This is a genomic window from Salipiger sp., assembly GCF_059781815.1.
On sequence record NZ_JBYNAH010000100.1, the window covers coordinates 1 to 16,903 of the forward strand.

General features: G+C 68.7%; 17 protein-coding genes. 10 read left to right on the top strand and 7 right to left on the bottom strand.

All coding sequences use genetic code 11. The annotated features are described in order from the left end of the window. The 4 genes from AC6RA4_RS13060 to AC6RA4_RS13075 form a co-directional block, all read right to left on the bottom strand. Positions 1–1,264: peptidoglycan DD-metalloendopeptidase family protein (locus tag AC6RA4_RS13060; protein WP_500160954.1), on the bottom strand; the 1,264-nt coding region annotated here is incomplete at its 3' end. A gap of 60 nt (positions 1,265–1,324) precedes the next feature. Continuing rightward, complete coding sequence (locus AC6RA4_RS13065; protein WP_500160956.1) at positions 1,325–1,969, bottom strand: protein-L-isoaspartate(D-aspartate) O-methyltransferase; 645 nt, start codon at positions 1,967–1,969, stop codon at positions 1,325–1,327. After that, on the bottom strand, positions 1,966–2,751 hold the full coding sequence (surE, locus tag AC6RA4_RS13070) for a 5'/3'-nucleotidase SurE (protein WP_500160958.1): 786 nt from the start codon (positions 2,749–2,751) through the stop codon (positions 1,966–1,968). Before surE ends, AC6RA4_RS13065 begins: the two co-directional genes overlap by 4 nt. 273 nt (positions 2,752–3,024) lie before the next feature. Then, positions 3,025–4,224: a cytochrome b/b6 domain-containing protein gene (locus tag AC6RA4_RS13075; protein WP_500160960.1), complete on the bottom strand. Its 1,200-nt coding sequence runs from the start codon at positions 4,222–4,224 to the stop codon at positions 3,025–3,027. A gap of 181 nt (positions 4,225–4,405) precedes the next feature. Between AC6RA4_RS13075 and fabD the strand changes: the two genes are divergently transcribed. The 3 genes from fabD (at position 4,406) to AC6RA4_RS13090 (ending at position 6,667) form a co-directional block, all read left to right on the top strand. Beyond that, on the top strand, positions 4,406–5,347 hold the full coding sequence (gene fabD, locus AC6RA4_RS13080; RefSeq protein WP_500160962.1) for an ACP S-malonyltransferase: 942 nt from the start codon (positions 4,406–4,408) through the stop codon (positions 5,345–5,347). Between the two features lie 130 nt (positions 5,348–5,477). After that, positions 5,478–6,215, top strand: a complete 738-nt coding sequence (fabG, locus tag AC6RA4_RS13085) for a 3-oxoacyl-ACP reductase FabG (protein WP_500160964.1) — start codon at positions 5,478–5,480, stop codon at positions 6,213–6,215. 218 nt (positions 6,216–6,433) lie between these two features. Beyond that, positions 6,434–6,667, top strand: coding sequence for an acyl carrier protein (locus AC6RA4_RS13090; protein ID WP_007800270.1), 234 nt, complete (start codon positions 6,434–6,436; stop codon positions 6,665–6,667). Positions 6,668–7,019: 352 nt separating this feature from the next. Here AC6RA4_RS13090 and AC6RA4_RS13095 read toward each other — a convergent pair whose 3' ends face one another. Continuing rightward, positions 7,020–8,021 carry a Fe(3+) ABC transporter substrate-binding protein gene (locus AC6RA4_RS13095; protein WP_500160967.1) on the bottom strand — a complete coding sequence of 334 codons (1,002 nt, stop codon included), beginning with the start codon at positions 8,019–8,021 and terminating at the stop codon, positions 7,020–7,022. Between the two features lie 90 nt (positions 8,022–8,111). Then, a complete protein-coding gene (mazG, locus tag AC6RA4_RS13100; protein ID WP_500160969.1) occupies positions 8,112–8,948 on the bottom strand; it encodes a nucleoside triphosphate pyrophosphohydrolase in 837 nt (278 codons plus the stop codon). Between the two features lie 63 nt (positions 8,949–9,011). Between mazG and AC6RA4_RS13105 the strand changes: the two genes are divergently transcribed. The 7 genes from AC6RA4_RS13105 (at position 9,012) to AC6RA4_RS13135 (ending at position 15,906) form a co-directional block, all read left to right on the top strand. Next, positions 9,012–10,172, top strand: a complete 1,161-nt coding sequence (locus tag AC6RA4_RS13105) for a M20 aminoacylase family protein (RefSeq protein ID WP_500160971.1) — start codon at positions 9,012–9,014, stop codon at positions 10,170–10,172. Positions 10,173–10,230: 58 nt separating this feature from the next. After that, positions 10,231–11,397, top strand: coding sequence for a M20 aminoacylase family protein (locus AC6RA4_RS13110; protein ID WP_500160973.1), 1,167 nt, complete (start codon positions 10,231–10,233; stop codon positions 11,395–11,397). Positions 11,398–11,431: 34 nt separating this feature from the next. Next, entirely contained in the window at positions 11,432–12,391 is a 960-nt protein-coding gene (gene speB / locus AC6RA4_RS13115) for an agmatinase (protein ID WP_500160975.1), read from the top strand. Between the two features lie 173 nt (positions 12,392–12,564). Next, complete coding sequence (locus AC6RA4_RS13120) at positions 12,565–12,975, top strand: DUF1499 domain-containing protein (protein WP_500160977.1); 411 nt, start codon at positions 12,565–12,567, stop codon at positions 12,973–12,975. A gap of 102 nt (positions 12,976–13,077) precedes the next feature. Then, positions 13,078–14,127: a peptide chain release factor 1 gene (gene prfA, locus AC6RA4_RS13125; protein ID WP_500160979.1), complete on the top strand. Its 1,050-nt coding sequence runs from the start codon at positions 13,078–13,080 to the stop codon at positions 14,125–14,127. Continuing rightward, positions 14,124–14,972 carry a peptide chain release factor N(5)-glutamine methyltransferase gene (prmC, locus tag AC6RA4_RS13130; RefSeq protein ID WP_500160980.1) on the top strand — a complete coding sequence of 283 codons (849 nt, stop codon included), beginning with the start codon at positions 14,124–14,126 and terminating at the stop codon, positions 14,970–14,972. Before prfA ends, prmC begins: the two co-directional genes overlap by 4 nt. A 220-nt stretch (positions 14,973–15,192) precedes the next feature. Beyond that, positions 15,193–15,906, top strand: a complete 714-nt coding sequence (locus AC6RA4_RS13135; protein WP_500160982.1) for a DUF4167 domain-containing protein — start codon at positions 15,193–15,195, stop codon at positions 15,904–15,906. Positions 15,907–15,996: 90 nt separating this feature from the next. On the opposite strand, the gene rsmA is transcribed toward AC6RA4_RS13135, so the two are convergent. Further along, complete coding sequence (gene rsmA / locus AC6RA4_RS13140) at positions 15,997–16,833, bottom strand: 16S rRNA (adenine(1518)-N(6)/adenine(1519)-N(6))-dimethyltransferase RsmA (protein WP_500160984.1); 837 nt, start codon at positions 16,831–16,833, stop codon at positions 15,997–15,999. Between the last annotated feature and the right edge of the window lie 70 nt (positions 16,834–16,903).

Genomic DNA, 16,903 nt, shown 5'->3' on the forward strand with positions numbered 1-16,903 from the left:
AGCGCAGGTATTTCATCGGGTCGACGCTGTCGAAGCCCTTGCGCACTTCGAAATGCAAGAAACTCGGATCGCCCGCGCGCACCTTGCCGATGGTCTGGCCACGGCTCACCGCGTCACCCTTCTTGACGTCGAGATTGTCGAGATGGGTGTAGATCGACAGCACGTCGTCGGGGTGGCGGATCACCACGATCTGCACGTTGTCGGTGTTGGTGGTGATCGCCGCCACCGTGCCGCTGGCGGCGGCCTTGACCGCGCTGCCGACCGGGGCCGAGATATCGATGCCCTGGTTGTTCGACGAATACTCGCGGATGATGCTGCCGCTCACCGGCATCTGCATCGCGGCATTCGCGCTCGAGCTCGCCGCCGCCTGCGCCTGACCGATATCGGCCACCGGTTTTGCCGCGGGTTTCGGAGCCGCCGCTGCCGGTGCTGTGGCCGCCGCGGCGACGTTGGTCTGTGCGAGCGACGGCTCGTCCTTCGGCAGCGGCTGCGTCGACGAGGGCGGCTGCGGGGTCGGCGAGCCGGTGCCCGGCGCGGTGGTGACGCTCGTGCTCTGCGGTGCGGCGCCCTGTTCGACCACCGGGATCAGCAGATACTGGCCTTCGCGCAGGGTGTAGTTGCTGTCGAGCCCGTTCCAGTCCGCCAGCGTGCGCGGCGTCACGTTGTAGAGCCGTGCCACGGTATAGGCGGTCTCGCCGCGCTCGACCTTGTGGCGGATCGGCTCGACGCCGGACGTGGTCTGGGCCGAAGCCTGGCTCTGCGCCGCGCTCGCACTGCCCGCAGCGGCGGTCGAGGCCGGGGCGTTGTCGATGGCGGTGCTGGCAAGGGTGGTGATGTCGACCTCGCCGGCGGGGCGGATCGGTCCGGTGGTCGCCGCCCCTGTGGCGGGCGACGGCTCCGAGACCCGGCGGGGCAGGGCGATCACCTCGCCGGCGCGCAGCGGGTCGTTGATCTCGATGCCGTTGTAGCGGGCAAGCTCTCCCGCGGGCAGGCCGACCCGGTTCGCAACATCGGCGAGCCGGTCGCCGCGGCGCGCGACCGCGACCTGGTAGTTGGGGTAGGAGATCACCCCGCGATTGTCGGCCTGGGGCCGGTCACCGACCGCGGCGAGCGCCGCCTGGCTGGTGTCGATCGAGCCGCCCATGCGGCCGCGCAGATCGTAGTCGAGCGGTTCCGAACAGGCGCCAAGCGCGGCGATCAGCGCCAGTGGCGCGCCGATCCGGGCATGCCGTCGGAAGGTCAGGGAGCGGAGGGTGCTGTCCATCTCGATATCCTCATATGCGCCCCTTGTCGCCGGGACGTCATGAATATGGTGCCGGGCGGCCTAGCTGTCCTTTGCCAGACCTTCCACAAGCGGTACAAAACGCACGGGGCGCAACTCGTCATAATCGTAGCCCTGCTCCGTACGGGTGACACGGATCAGGTGCTGCACGGTGTCGGACTGGCCCACCGGCAGGGCCATGATACCGCCAATCCGCAACTGGGCCAAGAGCGGGCCGGGCGGGTCTTCGGCAGCAGCGGTGACCAGGATGCGGTCGAACGGCGCCTGATCGGGCAGACCGAAGCTGCCATCGGCGGTGAAGGCGGTGATATTGGCGAGATCGAGCTCTTCGAACACCTTGCGCGCGTCGGCCACCAGCCGCCGGTGACGGTCGACGGTATAGACCCGGCGCGACAGCTGGCTCAGCACCGCCGCCTGGTAGCCCGAGCCGGTGCCGACCTCGAGCACCTTCTCGCGGCCGGTCAGCCGCAGCGCCTGGGTCATCAGCCCGACCACCGAGGGCTGCGAGATGGTCTGCCCGCAGGGAATGGGCAGCGGCATGTCCTCGTAGGCGCGCTCGTTGAAATAGCCCTTCACGAAGGCGCCGCGGTCGATCTTCTCCATCGCCTGCAGCACGCTCTGGTCGGTGACCCCGTGCGAGCGCAGCGCAAAGAGGAACTGCATCTTGGCCTCGGCGTCGAAGCTCATGCGAAGGCCTCGCCAAGCTGTGCCAATGCGGCGTGATCGGTGAGATCGGCGCGCATCGGCGTGACCGAGATATAGCCACCGAGATTGACATCGGCATCGCTGCCGGGCGTCGCCGAGACGCGCTGGTCGCCGCCGCGGATCCACAGGAAGCGGCGTCCCGAGGGCGACAGGTGCGGTTCGGTCGAAAAGCCGGTGCCTGCGCGCCGCCCTTGCGCCGCGAGCCGGACCCCCTGCACCTTCGCGGCCGGCACGGGCGGGAAGTTTACGTTCCAGAACAACCGGTAATCGCCGGCGGTGGCGTCGGTCGCGGCAAGGATCTGCCGCACCACCGCGGCGCCATGGCTGGCTGCGGCCTCGAACGGGTTCTCGAGATCGCGGGTTTCGGGGCCGAGATATTGCGACAGGGCGATCGCCGGCAGCCCTTGCAGCGAAGCCTCGAGCGCGCCGCCGAGCGTGCCGGAATAGAGCACGTTCTCGGCCGAGTTGTTGCCGCGGTTGACCCCCGAGAGCACCAAATCGGGCGGCGTGTCCTTCAGCACGTCATGCACGCCCGCGAGCACGCAATCGGCCGGGCTGCCCTCGGCGGCAAAGCGCCGCGGGCCCATCTCGGCAATCATCATCGGGCGGGTATAGCTGATGCAATGCGCCACCCCCGACTGCTCGAAGGCGGGGGCCACGGTCCAGACCTCGCCACCGGGGCCCGCGATCTCCGCCGCGATGGCTTCGAGCACGGCAAGGCCCGGCGCGTTGATGCCGTCGTCATTGGTGATGAGAATGCGCATGAAAACCCCTGTCTTTCCGCCTGAATAGGCAATGTGACAAGACGGGGCAAGCGCCGGGCAGTGTTCCGCGGCGAACTGTGGGCGCACCGCCCACCAATGAGCCGATGGGGGGCAACCTCGCGTGTGAAGGGGGCCAGCTCGCTCTTGGCCTGCGGCCAATTCACCCCCGAGTTATTTTGGAACCAGAGAAGACAAGGGCGCAGCGCTCCTGTCTTCTCTTCGTCAAAAATACTCCCGCCGGAGGCAGGCCGGCCCGCGGGGCCGGGTGCGGCCTCAGGCGTCGCCGCTGCGGGTGGCGGTCAGTTCGATCAGCACCTCGACCTCGAAGCTGAGCTGTCCGGGATCGCCCATGTTGTCGCCGATGCCGTAATTGCGGCGGTCGAGCGTGGTGCGGCCCTGCATCTCGGCGGTGTCGCCCTCGAGGGTCAGTGTGAAGGGCAGGGTGACCGGCACCTCCGCGCCCTTGAGCGAAAGCGTTCCCTGCGCCTCGTAGCCATCCGCCACGTTCACGATGTCGGCGCGGAAGCTGGCGGTGGGGAAGTCGCTCGCGGCGAAGAAATCGGCACCCAGAGCCTGGCTGGTGACCGAGCCGAGCGTGAGCGAGGGGATCGAGATCGTGACCTCGACCTCGCCGGCCTTGCCGGGGGCGTCCTGCGGCTCGAAGGAGATGGAGGCGGTCCAGTCGGCGAAGCTGCCGGTGACCTCGGAGCCCATCTGCACGAGGCGGATCGACAGGCTGCCGTCCTGCACCTCCCAGTCCGAGGCCGCTTCTTCGAGGGCCGGGGCCTTGCCGGGCTCTTCAGTGGTGAAATAGCCCGCCGCGGCGCCGCCGCCGAGGACCGCGATCCATGCCGCCAGCGCCAGAACCGCCGGCACCGCGCCGGCGTGGCGTGCTCCGGGCCGACCGGCGGGCTCGCCGCGGGCCATGCGGCGCAGGGTGGCGTCACGGTCGACCGCGGCGTGCTTGATGGCGCCGGCCACGTGCAGCGCCAGAGCGCCCACCAGCAGCCACTGCGCGAGGAAATGCACCGTGGCCATGGTCTCGGCCAGATCAGGCGAATTGGGAACGAAGGGCAGGTCCTGCCCGAAGGGCCACCAGATCGGCGCGAAGCCGTCGGTCGCGGCGTGCTCGATCCAGCCCGAGAGCGGCACGATCACCAGCGCCGCGTAAAGCGCCCAGTGCACCGCATCGGCCAGCGTGGTCTCGGCCCGGCGCTCGGGATGCAGCGGCACCGGTCGCGGCTGGACCATGGCCCAGAGGATGCGCCCAAGCGCCAGAAGGAAGATCGCCACGCCGAGCGTCTTGTGGGCCGAGAACAGCGCCGTCTTGAGCGCGATCTGATCGGCGTCCTGCATCGGGGCGAGATGGGCGATCCAGCCCAGCGGGATCATGATCAGGATGCCGAGCGCGATCAGCCAGTGAAAGGTCCGCGCGAGGCTGCCGTAAGAGGTGGCGGTGTTGGAAAGGGGCATCCGGGGCTCCTGTCGGGGATGTCGTTGCCTGCCTTACCTAGCCGTGCTGCGCCGCAGCGCAATTGCGGAGCGGCGCACAGCTCTCGTGCGTGAGCGTTGCGAAGGCGCTGCAACGGCGCTAAGGGAAGCCCCCAACGGCACGGCAGACGTGCACAATCGGCAGAAGATGGGAGGATCCCCGATGTCCCGAGCATTCATTTTCCCCGGTCAGGGCGCGCAGGCGATCGGCATGGGCAAGGCGCTGGCCGAGGCCTACCCGGCGGCGCGCTCGGTGTTCGACGAGGTCGACGCGGCGCTCGGCGAGAACCTCTCCACGCTGATCTGGGAGGGCGAGGCCGAGACGCTGACCCTGACCGAGAACGCCCAGCCGGCGCTGATGGCGACCTCGCTAGCGGCGGTGCGGGCGCTTGAGGCCGAGGGCGTCTCGGTCGGCACGGCCAGATTCGTGGCCGGGCACTCGCTCGGAGAATACTCTGCACTCACCGCCGCCGGCGCGCTCAGCGTCGCCGATGCGGCACGGCTGCTGCGCACCCGCGGACGCGCAATGCAGCAGGCGGTGCCGGTGGGCGAGGGTGCCATGGCGGCGTTGCTCGGGCTCGACCTCGCCACCGCCCAGGCGGTGGCCGCCGAGGCGGCGCAGGGCGGCGGCGTCTGCGCCGCGGCCAATGACAACGATCCCGCGCAGGTGGTGATCTCGGGCAGCAAGGATGCGGTCGAGCGCGCCGTCGAGATCGCCAAGGCGAAAGGCGCCAAGCGCGCGGTGATGCTGCCGGTGAGCGCGCCGTTCCATTGCGAACTGATGGCGCCCGCCGCCGAGGTCATGGCCGAGGCGCTGGCTTCCGTCGAGATCGCCGCGCCGAGCGTGCCGCTGGTGGCCAACGTGCGCGCCAGCGCCGTCACCGACCCGGCCGAGATCCGCGCTTTGCTGGTCGAGCAGGTCACCGGCTCGGTGCGCTGGCGCGAGTCGGTGGAATACATGGTGGCGCAGGGCGTCACCGAGTTCTGGGAGATTGGCGCGGGCAAGGCGCTGACCGGCATGGTGCGCCGCATCCACCGCCCCGCCGCGGTGCAGACCGTCGGCACGCCCGAGGATGTCGCCAAGGTGCTCGAAGCGGCCGAGTGAGCCGCGTCTTGCAGCGCGAGGGAGAGCGCCGCGCGGTGCTCTCACCCTTGCCCTGCGCGCGGGCCGGTGCGATACGCGACGGCAAGCAATGCGAACTGACGGAACTGAGAAGAGAGAGGCAAGCCGAGCCATGTTTGATCTGACTGGAAAATGCGCGCTGATCACCGGGGCCTCCGGCGGCATCGGCGGTGCCATCGCCAAGGCGCTGCACGAGGCGGGCGCCACGGTGGGGCTCTCGGGCACCCGCGAGGCGCCGCTGCAGGCGCTGGCGGATGAGCTGGGCGAGCGGGCGTTTGTGCTGCCCTGCAACCTCTCCGACCCCGAGGCCGTCGCGGCGCTGCCGAAGCAGGCGGCCGAGGCGATGGGGAGCGTCGACATCCTCGTCAACAATGCCGGCATCACCCGCGACAACCTGTTCATGCGGATGTCGGACGAGGAATGGCAGTCGGTGCTCGACGTCAACCTCACCGCCACCTTCAAGCTCTGCAAGGGCGTGCTGCGCGGCATGATGAAGGCGCGCTGGGGCCGCATCGTGAACATCTCCTCGGTGGTCGGCGCGACCGGCAATCCTGGGCAGGGCAACTACGCCGCCGCCAAGGCCGGCATGGTGGGCATGTCGAAATCGCTGGCCTACGAGGTCGCCTCGCGCGGGATCACCGTCAACGCGGTGGCGCCGGGCTTCATCGAGACCGCGATGACCGACAAGCTCAACGACGACCAGAAGGCCGGTATCCTCGGCCAGATCCCGGCGGGCCGCATGGGCAGCGCCGACGAGATCGCCTCGGCGGTGCTCTATCTGGCGAGCCCGGAGGCGGGCTACGTGACCGGTGCGACGCTGCATGTGAACGGCGGCATGGCGATGCTGTAAACGCCGCTTTCATGAGGGGCGGAAAGCATTTGCCAACCTCGCCCCTTATGATATAGGCGCGCAAGGAATGAGGCCCGGGGGTGCGATCCGTCGCACCGCAAGGCCGGACCCGGACCATCCGGGGATGAGGCGCCCGCTATGGGCGAAATTGAGCCACCACCCCGGTGGGGCAAGGGCAGAGAGGGCCGCAGGGCCCGGACAAATGTGAGGACGGAAACATGAGCGATATCCCTGATCGCGTGCGCAAGATCGTTGTCGAGCATCTCGGCGTTGAAGAAGACAAGGTGACCGAGAGCGCCTCGTTCATCGACGATCTGGGCGCAGACAGCCTCGACACCGTCGAGCTGGTCATGGCCTTCGAAGAAGAGTTCGGCATCGAGATCCCGGACGACGCCGCCGAGACCATCCAGACCTTCGGCGACGCGGTCAAGTTCATCAAGGAAGCGTCGTAAGCGACGCCTCCGGAACGACCGGAAGTCATCGAGCGGCGTCCCTCTGGGGCGCCGTTTTCGTTTGTGAGGCGCGGCCACGCTGCCCGATGCCGCGTCAGTTGGCCCCCGTCGCGACTTGGGGGCGCTGCCCCCGCCCGCGCGATGCGCGGACTCCCCCGAGGTATTTTGAAACCAGAGAAGACAGGGGTGCTGTGCCCGCTGCTTCTCTTCGTCAAAAATACTCCCGCCGGAGGCAGGCCGTCGATGGCGGCCGGGACATGCTTTGGGGCAGGGGCGCAGGCTGGCGGGCATGAAAAAGGCGCGGGCCCCGAAGGGCGCCGCGCCTGTGATCGGTCCGTGGGAGGGCGGCGGGTCAGCCGTCGAAATCGACCTCTTCGATGATCCGCAGCGCGTCGGCGCGCAGCTCGGCCAGCGTCATCAGGTTGACGTCGTCGGCCTCGAAGCTGCCCCAGCCGGTGACCAGCGCGTCGGCCTCGGTGCCGGGCGCGATCGGGTATTCGAAATTGGCGTGGGCATAGATTTCCTGCGCCTCGGGCTGGGTCAGGAATTCCATCATCTTCAGCGCGTTCTCGCGGTTCGGGGCGGATTTGGTCATCGCCACGCCGGAGATGTTCACGTGAGTGCCGGCGCCTTCGAAGACCGGGAACAGCACGTTGACCGAGTCGGCCCAGGCCTTCTGCTCGTCATCGTTGATCATCTGACCCATGTAGTATGTGTTGCCCAGCGAGATGTCGCATTCGCCCGACCAGATCGCCTTGACCTGGGCACGGTCATTGCCCTGCGGCTTGCGCGCGAGGTTGGACTTCACGCCCTCGAGCCAGGCCTTGGTCTCTTCCTCGCCGTGGTGGTGCAGCATCGCCGCCACCAGCGCCACGTTGTAGGGATGGGTGCCCGAGCGGGTGCAGATCCGGCCTTCCCACTTGGGATCGGCGAGATCCTCGTAGCTCGTCACCTCGGACGGGTCGACCCGGTCCTTGGAGGCATAGACGATGCGGGCACGGGTGGTCAGGCCGAACCAGTGGCCCTCGGGGTCGCGGTACTGTGCCGGCACGTTGGCGTTAAGCACGTCGCTTTCCACCGCCTGCGTCACGCCGGCATTCACGATTGCCGACAGGCGCGAGATGTCCACCGTGAACACCAGATCGGCCGGCGAGCGGTCGCCCTCGGCCTGAAGGCGCTCGACCATGCCCTTGTCGAGGAAGGCCACGTTGACGTCGATGCCGGTGGCCTCGGTGAAGGCCTCGGTCAGCGGCGCGAGCAGCTCCGGCTGGCGGTAGGAATAGAGATTCACCTCTTCGGCCAGCGCCGGGCTCGTGGCGGCGATCAGGGCAAGGGCGGTGGGTGCAAGGCGCATGTATCGGTCTCCCATGGGTGCGGATTGCAGATGCGCGCTTGATAACCTGACTAAAACACTCTGGTCAATCTTTGTGCGATGCGGAAACGCTTACGACCGCGCGTCTTTTTCGCGCGCCTTTGCCGCGTCCCAGAGCGCGTCCATCTCGGCGAGGTCGCTGTCTTCCGGGCGCTTGCCTTGCTCGGCCAGCGCCGCTTCGATGGACGCGAAGCGTCGGGTGAACTTGGCGTTGGCGGCGCGCAGCGCGGCCTCGGGGTCGATCTCGAGGTGACGCGCGAGGTTGGCCATGACGAAGAGCAGGTCGCCGAACTCTTCCTCCACGTGGTCGGGGTCACTCGCCTCGCGCAGCTCCTGCGCCTCCTCGACAATCTTGTCGATGACCTCGTCGGTGGAAGGCCAGTCAAAGCCCACCCGGGCGGCGCGTTTCTGCAGCTTCACCGCGCGCAGCAGCGCCGGGAGCCCAAGCGCCACCCCGTCGAGCACGCCCTTCTCAGCCCGCGCGGCGCGCTCCTCGGCCTTGATCGCCTCCCAGTCCGAGACCTGCTGCTCGGGCGACTTGGCGTTCGACTCGTCGCCGAACACATGCGGGTGCCGCGCCACCATCTTGTCCGACATGGTGTCGGCCACCTCGTCGAAGGTGAAAAGCCCGCGCTCGGCCGCCATCTGGGCGTGGAACACCGACTGGAACAGCAGGTCTCCCAGCTCGCCCTTGAGCTCGCCCCAGGCCTCGCGCTCGATGGCGTCGGCGACCTCGTAGGCTTCCTCGATGGTGTAGGGCGCGATGGTCGAGAAATCCTGCGCCACGTCCCACGGGCAGCCGGTCTCGGGATCGCGCAGCCGGCGCATGATCTCCAAGAGGCGCAGCATGCCGCCCTTGGGATCGTGGATCAGGTCATGCGCCGCTGCGTCGCTCTGCGTGTCGCTCATGGACTTCCCCCGCGTTTCGGTATTGGGTGCAGTCCTGCGCCAAGCCAGCCCCGGAGTCCACCCATGCCCATCGTCAACCGCATCGCCGATTACGCCGAGGAGATGAAGACCTGGCGGCGGCACCTGCACCGCAACCCCGAGCTCAGCCTCGATTGCCACCAGACCGCCGCCTTCGTGGTCCAGCGCCTGCGCGAGTTCGGCATCACCGAGATCCACGAGGGCATCGCGCAGAGCGGCGTGGTGGCGATCGTCGAGGGGCAGGGCGCGGGGCCGGTCACCGGGCTGCGCGCCGACATGGACGCGCTGCCGATGGACGAGGAGACCGGCGCGGAATACGCCTCGGAGGTGCCGGGCAAGATGCATGCCTGCGGCCATGACGGCCACACCGCGATGCTGCTGGGCGCGGCCAAGTACCTTGCCGAGACGCGCAACTTCGCCGGCAAGGTGGCGCTGATCTTCCAGCCCGCGGAAGAGACCATCGGCGGCGGCCGCATCATGGTCGAGGAAGGCATCATGGAGCGCTTCGGGATCGAGCAGGTCTACGCGCTGCACACCGATCCCTCGCGCCCGCTGGGCGAGATCGCCACGCGCCCCGGGCCCTTGATGGCGGCGGTCGATGATTTCGAGCTGCGGCTGACCGGGCGCGGCGGCCACGCCGCCCATCCCGACACCTGCATTGATCCCATTCCCTGCGCGCTGGCCATCGGGCAGGCGCTGCAGACCGTGCCCTCGCGCAACACCGATCCGCTGGAATCGCTGGTGGTCTCGCTCACCGTGGTGCAGACCGGCTCCGCCACCAACGTGATCCCCGAGACCGCCTATCTGGCGGGGACCGTGCGCAGCTTCGATCCCGGCATCCGCGACATGGCGGAGAAACGCATCCGCGAGATCGTTGCCGGTCAGGCGATGGCCTACGGGCTGCGGGCCGAGCTCGACTACCAGCGCAACTACCCGCCGACCATCAACCACGCCGAGCAGACCGCCTTTGCCGTCGAGGTCGCCCGCGAGGTGGTGGCCGAGGTGGTCGATGACAGCGTGCCCTCGATGGGGGCCGAGGATTTCTCCTACATGCTCGAGGCGCGCCCCGGCGCGTTCCTCTATCTCGGGCAGGGCGAGGGGCCGTTCTGCCACCATCCGAAATTCGATTTCAACGACGAGGCGGCGCCGATCGGGGCGAGCTTTTTCGTCAAGCTGGTCGAGGCGCGGCAGCCCTTGAAGCGCTGAGCGCTTTGAGGTTCGATGACCGAAGGCGGGATCGGGAGAGCCCGCGAAGGAGGGCGACATGCCAGTGATCAATTCCATCGCCGCCGAGGCCGACACGCTGACAGCGTGGCGCCGGCACCTGCACCAGCACCCCGAGCTGCTCTTCGATTGCGTGAAGACGGCCGCGTTCGTGGTCGAGCAGCTCGAGAGCTTTGGCATCGACGAGATCCATACCGGCATCGCCCAGACCGGCGTGGTGGCGATCATCGAGGGGCGCGCGCCCGGGCGCACCATCGGCCTGCGCGCCGACATGGACGCGTTGCCGATGGAGGATCTCTCGGGCACCGAGCACGCCTCCAAAGTTCCGGGCATGGCGCATACCTGCGGCCATGACGGCCACACCACCATGCTGCTGGGCGCCGCCAAGTATCTCGCCGAGACCCGCAACTTCGCCGGCCGCGTGGCGCTCTTGTTCCAGCCCGCCGAAGAGGGGGGCGGTGGCGGCAAGGTGATGGTCGAGGAGGGCATCATGGACCGCTTCGACATAGACGAGGTCTATGGCATCCACAACGCGCCGGGCGAGCCCGAGGGCTGCCTTGTCACCGCGCCGGGCCCGCTGATGGCCTCGGCCGACGAGTTCCGCATCGATATCGAGGGCGTCGGCGGCCACGGCGCCGAGCCGCAGGAAAGCGTCGATCCGATCCCGGCGGCCTCGGCCATGGTGATGGCGTTGCAGAGCATCGTCAGCCGCAATGTTTCGGCGATCGACAAGCTTGTGGTCTCCGTGACGCAGATCCACGCCGGCACCGCGCATAACATCATCCCCGGCACCGCCTTCCTTGCCGGCACCGTGCGCAGCTTCCGCCCCGAGATCCGCGACCTCGCTGAAAAGCGCCTGCGCGAGATCGCCGAGATGCAGGCGCAGGTCTTCGGCTGCACCGCGACCGTGACCTACGAGCGCGGCTACCCGCCGACGGTGAACCACGCCGAGCAGACCCGCTTTGCCGCACAGGTGGCGCGCGAGGTCGTGGGGGCCGAGAACGTGCGCGACGACATCGACCCGATCATGCCGGCGGAGGATTTTGCCTATATGCTCGAGGCGCGGCCCGGTGCCTACCTGTTCCTCGGACAGGGCGACACGCCGAATTGCCACCACCCGAAATACGATTTCAACGACGCCATCGCCCCGATCGGCGCGAGCTTCTTCGCGCGGCTGATCGAGACCGCGCTGCCGCTCAAAAGCTGACTGACGAGCCGACAAGGGAAAGCCGAGGACTATTATGGCGCTGGAAGACGCAAAGACCCAGATCGATCACGCCTTCACCCGCGAGGAGCTGAAGGGGCCGAGCTTCGAGAACGTGTTCGGCGGTGCCGCCTCGTTCCTGCGGCGCAAATACACCAAGGACCTGCGCGGCGTCGACATCGCGGTCACCGGCGTGCCCTTCGATCAGGCGGTGACCAACCGCTCGGGTACAAGGCTGGGGCCACGGGCGATCCGCGAGGCCTCGCTCCTGCAGCCCTGCGATGCGCCCTATGGCTGGGGTTACGACGTGCTCAGCGAATTCGCCATCGCCGATTACGGCGATCTGGCCTTCGACTATGCCAATGTCCCGGCCTTCCCGGCGACGCTGGAGGCGCATGCCAAGGGCATCCTCGAGCAGGGCGCGGCGATGATCACGCTGGGCGGCGATCACTCGATCACCCTGCCGCTCCTGAAGGCGCACGCGGCCAAGTACGGCCCGCTCAGCGTCATCCAGTTCGACGCCCATACCGACACCTGGGCCGATGACGATTTCGACCGCATCGACCACGGCACCTTCATGTACAAGGCCGTCAAGCTCGGGCTGGTGGATCCCAAGCGCTCGGTGCAGATCGGCATCCGCACCGACAACCCCGACACGCTGGGTTTTCACATCCTCGATGCGCGCGCGGTGCACGGGCAGGGCCCCGAGGCCATCGTGGCGCAGGCCAAGGCCATCGTCGGCGACAACCCGGTCTACCTCACCTTCGACATCGACGCGCTTGACCCGGCCTTCGCGCCGGGCACCGGCACGCCGGTCTGGGGCGGTCTGACCAGCCACCAGGCGGCGGTGATGCTGCGCGGGCTGGCGGGGATCGACCTGAAGGGCGGCGACGTGGTCGAGGTCTCTCCGCCCTTCGACACCACCGGCGCCACCGCCATCGCAGGCGCCCATGTGGCCACCGAGCTGCTCTGCCTCTGGGGCTGGACGCGCCGCTGAGGGCGATGCGCGGGATACCGCGAACGTGAGCCCGCCGGCCTTTTCCTGCCGGCGGAATCATGGGAACAGAAGGCCGCCCGTGTGTTGGGCGGTCCGTGCCGAGTGCGCCGACCGCTTGCCGCGGTCCGGGATCTGTTCCGACCCAAATGCAAGACCCGAAAGGACCGGTCTCCGTGCGTAAGATTTTCTGGCTCATCGTGCTTGTCGTCATCGGCGGTCTGGCCTGGATCCGGCTCGCCCCCTCCGACCCCGAGGTCTGGCATGTGGATCCCAAGGTCTCGGCCGATCAGGATCTCGCCCACGGCGTGCGCCGCCGGGTGCCGGGCGACGCGGCGCTCTTCGCCGTACTGCACCGCACCATCCTCGAGACCCCGCGCACCGAGGTGCTCGCCGGCAGCCCAGACGAGGGCCGGGTGACCTATCTCACCCGTTCGCAATGGATGGGCTTTCCCGATTACACCACCGTGCAGCTGAATGACGGCTTCCTCGAGCTCTATGGCCGTCAGCGCTTCGGCCAGTCCGACATGGGCGTCAACAAGGGCCGCGTCGACGGCTGGCTGGCGCAGATCTCCACCGAGGAGTGAGCCGGGGAGTGAGCCGGGCCTGCGCAGGGCGGTCGGAAATCTCGCCCCGTGCGATCTGCCCGCCCTTGACCCGCCGATGGTTTCGGGGAAGACAGTTGCGCCATGATCCCCTCTGACCGTCTTCAGCAAATTCGTGAACGTTTCGAGTATCTCGAGGCCCGCATGGCCGAGGGATCGGGCGACATTGCCGCCCTGGGCCGGGAATATGCCGAGCTACGCCCCGTGGTCGACCAGATCCACGACTGGACGAGCCTGCAGGCCGATCTCGCCGAGGCCGAGGCGATGCTCGACGATCCCGAGATGAAGGAGCTGGCCGAGGAGGAGCTTCCCGCCCTGCGCGCGCGCCTGCCCGAGGCAGAGAAGGCGCTGCAGCTGGCGCTTTTGCCCAAGGATGCCGCCGACGCCCGCCCCGCCATGCTCGAGATCCGCCCCGGCACCGGCGGCGAGGAGGCGGCGCTCTTCGCCGGCGATCTGGCGCGCATGTACCAGCGCTACGCCGAGGCGCGCGGCTGGCGCTGGGAAGTGATCGAGGAACAGCCCACCGAGCTTGGGGGCCTGCGCGAGCTGGTGGTGCGGATCGAGGGCGACAACGTCTTCGCGCGGCTGAAATACGAATCCGGCGTGCACCGCGTCCAGCGCGTCCCCGAGACCGAGAGCGGCGGCCGCATCCACACCTCCGCCGCCACCGTGGCGGTGCTGCCCGAGGCCGAGGCGGTGGATATCGACATCGCCGCCAATGACATCCGCATCGACACCATGCGCGCCTCTGGTGCTGGCGGCCAGCACGTCAACACCACCGACTCGGCAGTGCGCATCACCCACATCCCCACCGGTATCGTGGTGACCAGCTCGGAGAAATCCCAGCACCGCAACCGCGAGATCGCGATGAACGTGCTGCGCACCCGGCTCTTCGACCTCGAGCGCCAGAAGGCCGCCGATGCCCGCGCCTCCGACCGCAAGGCGCAGGTCGGCTCCGGCGACCGCTCGGAGCGCATCCGCACCTACAACTTCCCCCAGGGCCGCATGACCGATCACCGCATCGGCCTGACGCTCTACCGGCTCGATCAGATCCTCGCCGGCGATCTCGACGAGATCATCGACGCGCTCACCGCCGACGCGCAGGCTGCCCAGCTCGCCGAGATGGGCGCGTGACCGGCTCGGCGCTGCTCGCCGCGGCCACCCGGCGTCTGGCCGAGGCCGGCATTCCCGATCCCGGCCGCGATGCGCGCCGCTTGCTGGCGCATGTGCTGAAGGTACCGCCGGGGCGGCTGACCCTGTTCCTGCCCGATCCGGTCGAGAGTGAGCACGAACTGCTCTTCAACGCGGTGATCGAAAGCCGCGCCGCGCGGGTGCCGGTGTCGCACATCACCGGGCGCCGCCAGTTCTATGGCCGCGAGTTCCTTGTCACCCCCGAGGTGCTCGACCCGCGCCCCGAGACCGAGATCCTGATCGAGGCGGCGCTGGCCGACCCGTTTACCCGTGTGCTCGACCTCGGCACCGGCTCGGGCTGCATCCTGCTGACCCTGCTGGCCGAGCGCGAGGGCGCCACCGGCATCGGCACCGATCTCTCCGAGCAGGCGCTCGAGGTGGCGTTCTGGAACCGCAACGGGCTCAAGCTCGAGGCCCGCGCGGCGCTGGCCAGGGGCGACTGGTTCGGCGCGCTGGGAGAGGATGACCGCGAGCGCTTTGACCTGATCGTGTCGAACCCGCCCTATATCGCGCTCGACGAGATGGAGGCGCTGTCGCCGGAGGTGCGCGAGCACGAGCCGCGCATGGCGCTCACCGACGAGGGCGACGGCCTCACCGCCTATCGTGCCATCGCCGCCGGCGCGGTGTCGCATCTCGTCCCCGGCGGGCGGCTGATGGTCGAGATCGGCCCCAGCCAGGGCGCTGCCGTGGCCGATCTGTTCCGCCAGGCGGGGCTTGCGGAGGTGGCGGTGATCGCCGATCTCGATGGGCGCGACCGCGTGGTGGTGGGGCGCCTCGCCGCGGTCTGACCCACGAAAAGGAGCAACTTTCAGCGGTTTTCTTTGCGGTTTCGAGATTTTCCCTTGTTTCCGCAGCCCCGACATGGTTAGCAGGTGGGGTCGGTCCGGTGGATGCCTCTGGCGGTCCCGCCCGACGTCAACCCAACATTGATGTGACCCCGCACACGATGGCGCCAGAGGCGCCGCAGGGTCACAGGGACAGTCAGACACAAGGCTGATAGCAGAACAGATGCGATCCTCGAAATCCCGTTCGCGGTCGAAGAACAACCGCAACCGCAACTCGCTGGGCAACGTCGTCAACCGTGTGTTCGACAGCAACGGCCCCGAGGGCAAGGTGCGCGGCACGCCGCAGCAGATCATCGACAAGTACAACCAGCTGGCCCGCGACGCGGCGCTCGGCAACGACCGGGTGGCGGCGGAGAACTTCCAGCAGCACGCCGAACATTACCTGCGCATGCTCTCGGAAGCGCAGCGCGAGGTCGAGGCCAAGCGCGAGCAGCAGGAGCGCGAGAACCGCGAGCGCCAGGCGCAGCGCGACAAGGATCGTGCCGAGCGTGACGCGCAGAAGAATGCCGAGCGCGACGAGCGTGAGGGCGGCCAGCCCGAGAGCAGCGCGCCCGAGCAGGGCGAGCAGCCGCAACCTCAGCCCGCGCCCCGGCGCGCGCCCGAGCCGGCTCCGGCGGCGTCGCAGGACGATGTGATCGACATGAGCGAGGGCGAGGAGTCCGGTCTGGTCGAGACCCCCGAGAGCCGCGCCGCCGCCGCGCCGGCCCCGGCGGCCTCCGAGGAAAAGCCCAAGCGCAGCCGGCGCAGCCCGCGCAAGAAGCCCGAGCCGGCGCCCGAAGGCGATAAGGCCGAGGCCTCCGAGAAGCCCGAAAAGAAGACCAGCCGCAGCCGCAAGCCGGCCAGCGACGAGGCTCCGGCCCCCGACGCCGCCGAATAACGCGCAGCGCGCCCTGAAACGAAAAAGACGCCATGTCCGGTCCCGGGCGTGGCGTCTTTTGCTGTCGGGGTGTCGGTGGGCGAAGCGGCCTCAGGCCAGGGCGCGTGCGAGCGCGCAGAACTGCTCGAGCGAGACCTGCTCGGCGCGCTCGGTGGGGGCGATGCCCGCCGCCTCGAGCCGGTCCTCGATGTCCGGGGCCAGCCCCTTCAACGCGGCGCGCAGCATCTTGCGGCGCTGGTTGAAGGCGGCGGCCACCACGCGCTCAAGCACCGCGCGCTCGGCCGGAAAGCGCGGCTCGGGCAGGGCGCGCAGATGCACCACGGCCGAGGAGACCTTGGGTGGCGGCGTGAAGGCGCCGGGCGGCAGGCTCAGCACGATCCGCGCCTCGGTGCGCCACTGCGCCAGCACCGCCAGCCGGCCATAGGCCTTGGACCCGGGCTGCGCCACGATGCGCTCGGCCACCTCGCGCTGGAACATCAGCGTCAGCGTCTGCCAGAACGGCGGCCAGTCCTCGGGCGTCAGCCAGCGCACCAAGAGCTCGGTGCCGACATTGTAGGGCAGGTTGGCGCAGATCGCGATCGGCGGCGTCAGGTGCTCGAGCGGGTCGATCTGCAACGCGTCGCCCGAGATCACCTCGAGCTTGCCGGGATAGGCCTCGGCCACCTCCTGCAGCGCCGGCAGACACCGCGTGTCCTTCTCGATCGCCAGCACCTTGCGCGCGCCCTCGGCCAAGAGCCCGCGGGTCAGCCCGCCGGGACCGGGGCCGATCTCGAGCACGTCCATGCCCGACAGATCCCCCGCCTGCCGCGCGATCTTGGCGGTGAGGTTCAGGTCGAGTAGAAAGTTCTGCCCCAGCGATTTCTTCGCCGAAAGCCCGTGCGAGGCGATCACCTCGCGCAGCGGAGGAAGCCCGTCGATGGCGCTCATGTCTTCTCTGGTTCCAAAATACCTCGGGGGAGTCCGCCCACGGCGGACGGGGGCAGCGCCCCCACCGCCA

Coding starts and splice junctions, on each gene's coding strand:
- AC6RA4_RS13065 (WP_500160956.1), bottom strand. CDS start 1,969: ATGAGCTTCGACGCCGAGGCCAAGATGCAGTTCCTCTTTGCGCTGCGC.
- surE (WP_500160958.1), bottom strand. CDS start 2,751: ATGCGCATTCTCATCACCAATGACGACGGCATCAACGCGCCGGGCCTT.
- AC6RA4_RS13075 (WP_500160960.1), bottom strand. CDS start 4,224: ATGCCCCTTTCCAACACCGCCACCTCTTACGGCAGCCTCGCGCGGACC.
- fabD (WP_500160962.1), top strand. CDS start 4,406: ATGTCCCGAGCATTCATTTTCCCCGGTCAGGGCGCGCAGGCGATCGGC.
- fabG (WP_500160964.1), top strand. CDS start 5,478: ATGTTTGATCTGACTGGAAAATGCGCGCTGATCACCGGGGCCTCCGGC.
- AC6RA4_RS13090 (WP_007800270.1), top strand. CDS start 6,434: ATGAGCGATATCCCTGATCGCGTGCGCAAGATCGTTGTCGAGCATCTC.
- AC6RA4_RS13095 (WP_500160967.1), bottom strand. CDS start 8,021: ATGCGCCTTGCACCCACCGCCCTTGCCCTGATCGCCGCCACGAGCCCG.
- mazG (WP_500160969.1), bottom strand. CDS start 8,948: ATGAGCGACACGCAGAGCGACGCAGCGGCGCATGACCTGATCCACGAT.
- AC6RA4_RS13105 (WP_500160971.1), top strand. CDS start 9,012: ATGCCCATCGTCAACCGCATCGCCGATTACGCCGAGGAGATGAAGACC.
- AC6RA4_RS13110 (WP_500160973.1), top strand. CDS start 10,231: ATGCCAGTGATCAATTCCATCGCCGCCGAGGCCGACACGCTGACAGCG.
- speB (WP_500160975.1), top strand. CDS start 11,432: ATGGCGCTGGAAGACGCAAAGACCCAGATCGATCACGCCTTCACCCGC.
- prfA (WP_500160979.1), top strand. CDS start 13,078: ATGATCCCCTCTGACCGTCTTCAGCAAATTCGTGAACGTTTCGAGTAT.
- AC6RA4_RS13135 (WP_500160982.1), top strand. CDS start 15,193: ATGCGATCCTCGAAATCCCGTTCGCGGTCGAAGAACAACCGCAACCGC.
- rsmA (WP_500160984.1), bottom strand. CDS start 16,833: ATGAGCGCCATCGACGGGCTTCCTCCGCTGCGCGAGGTGATCGCCTCG.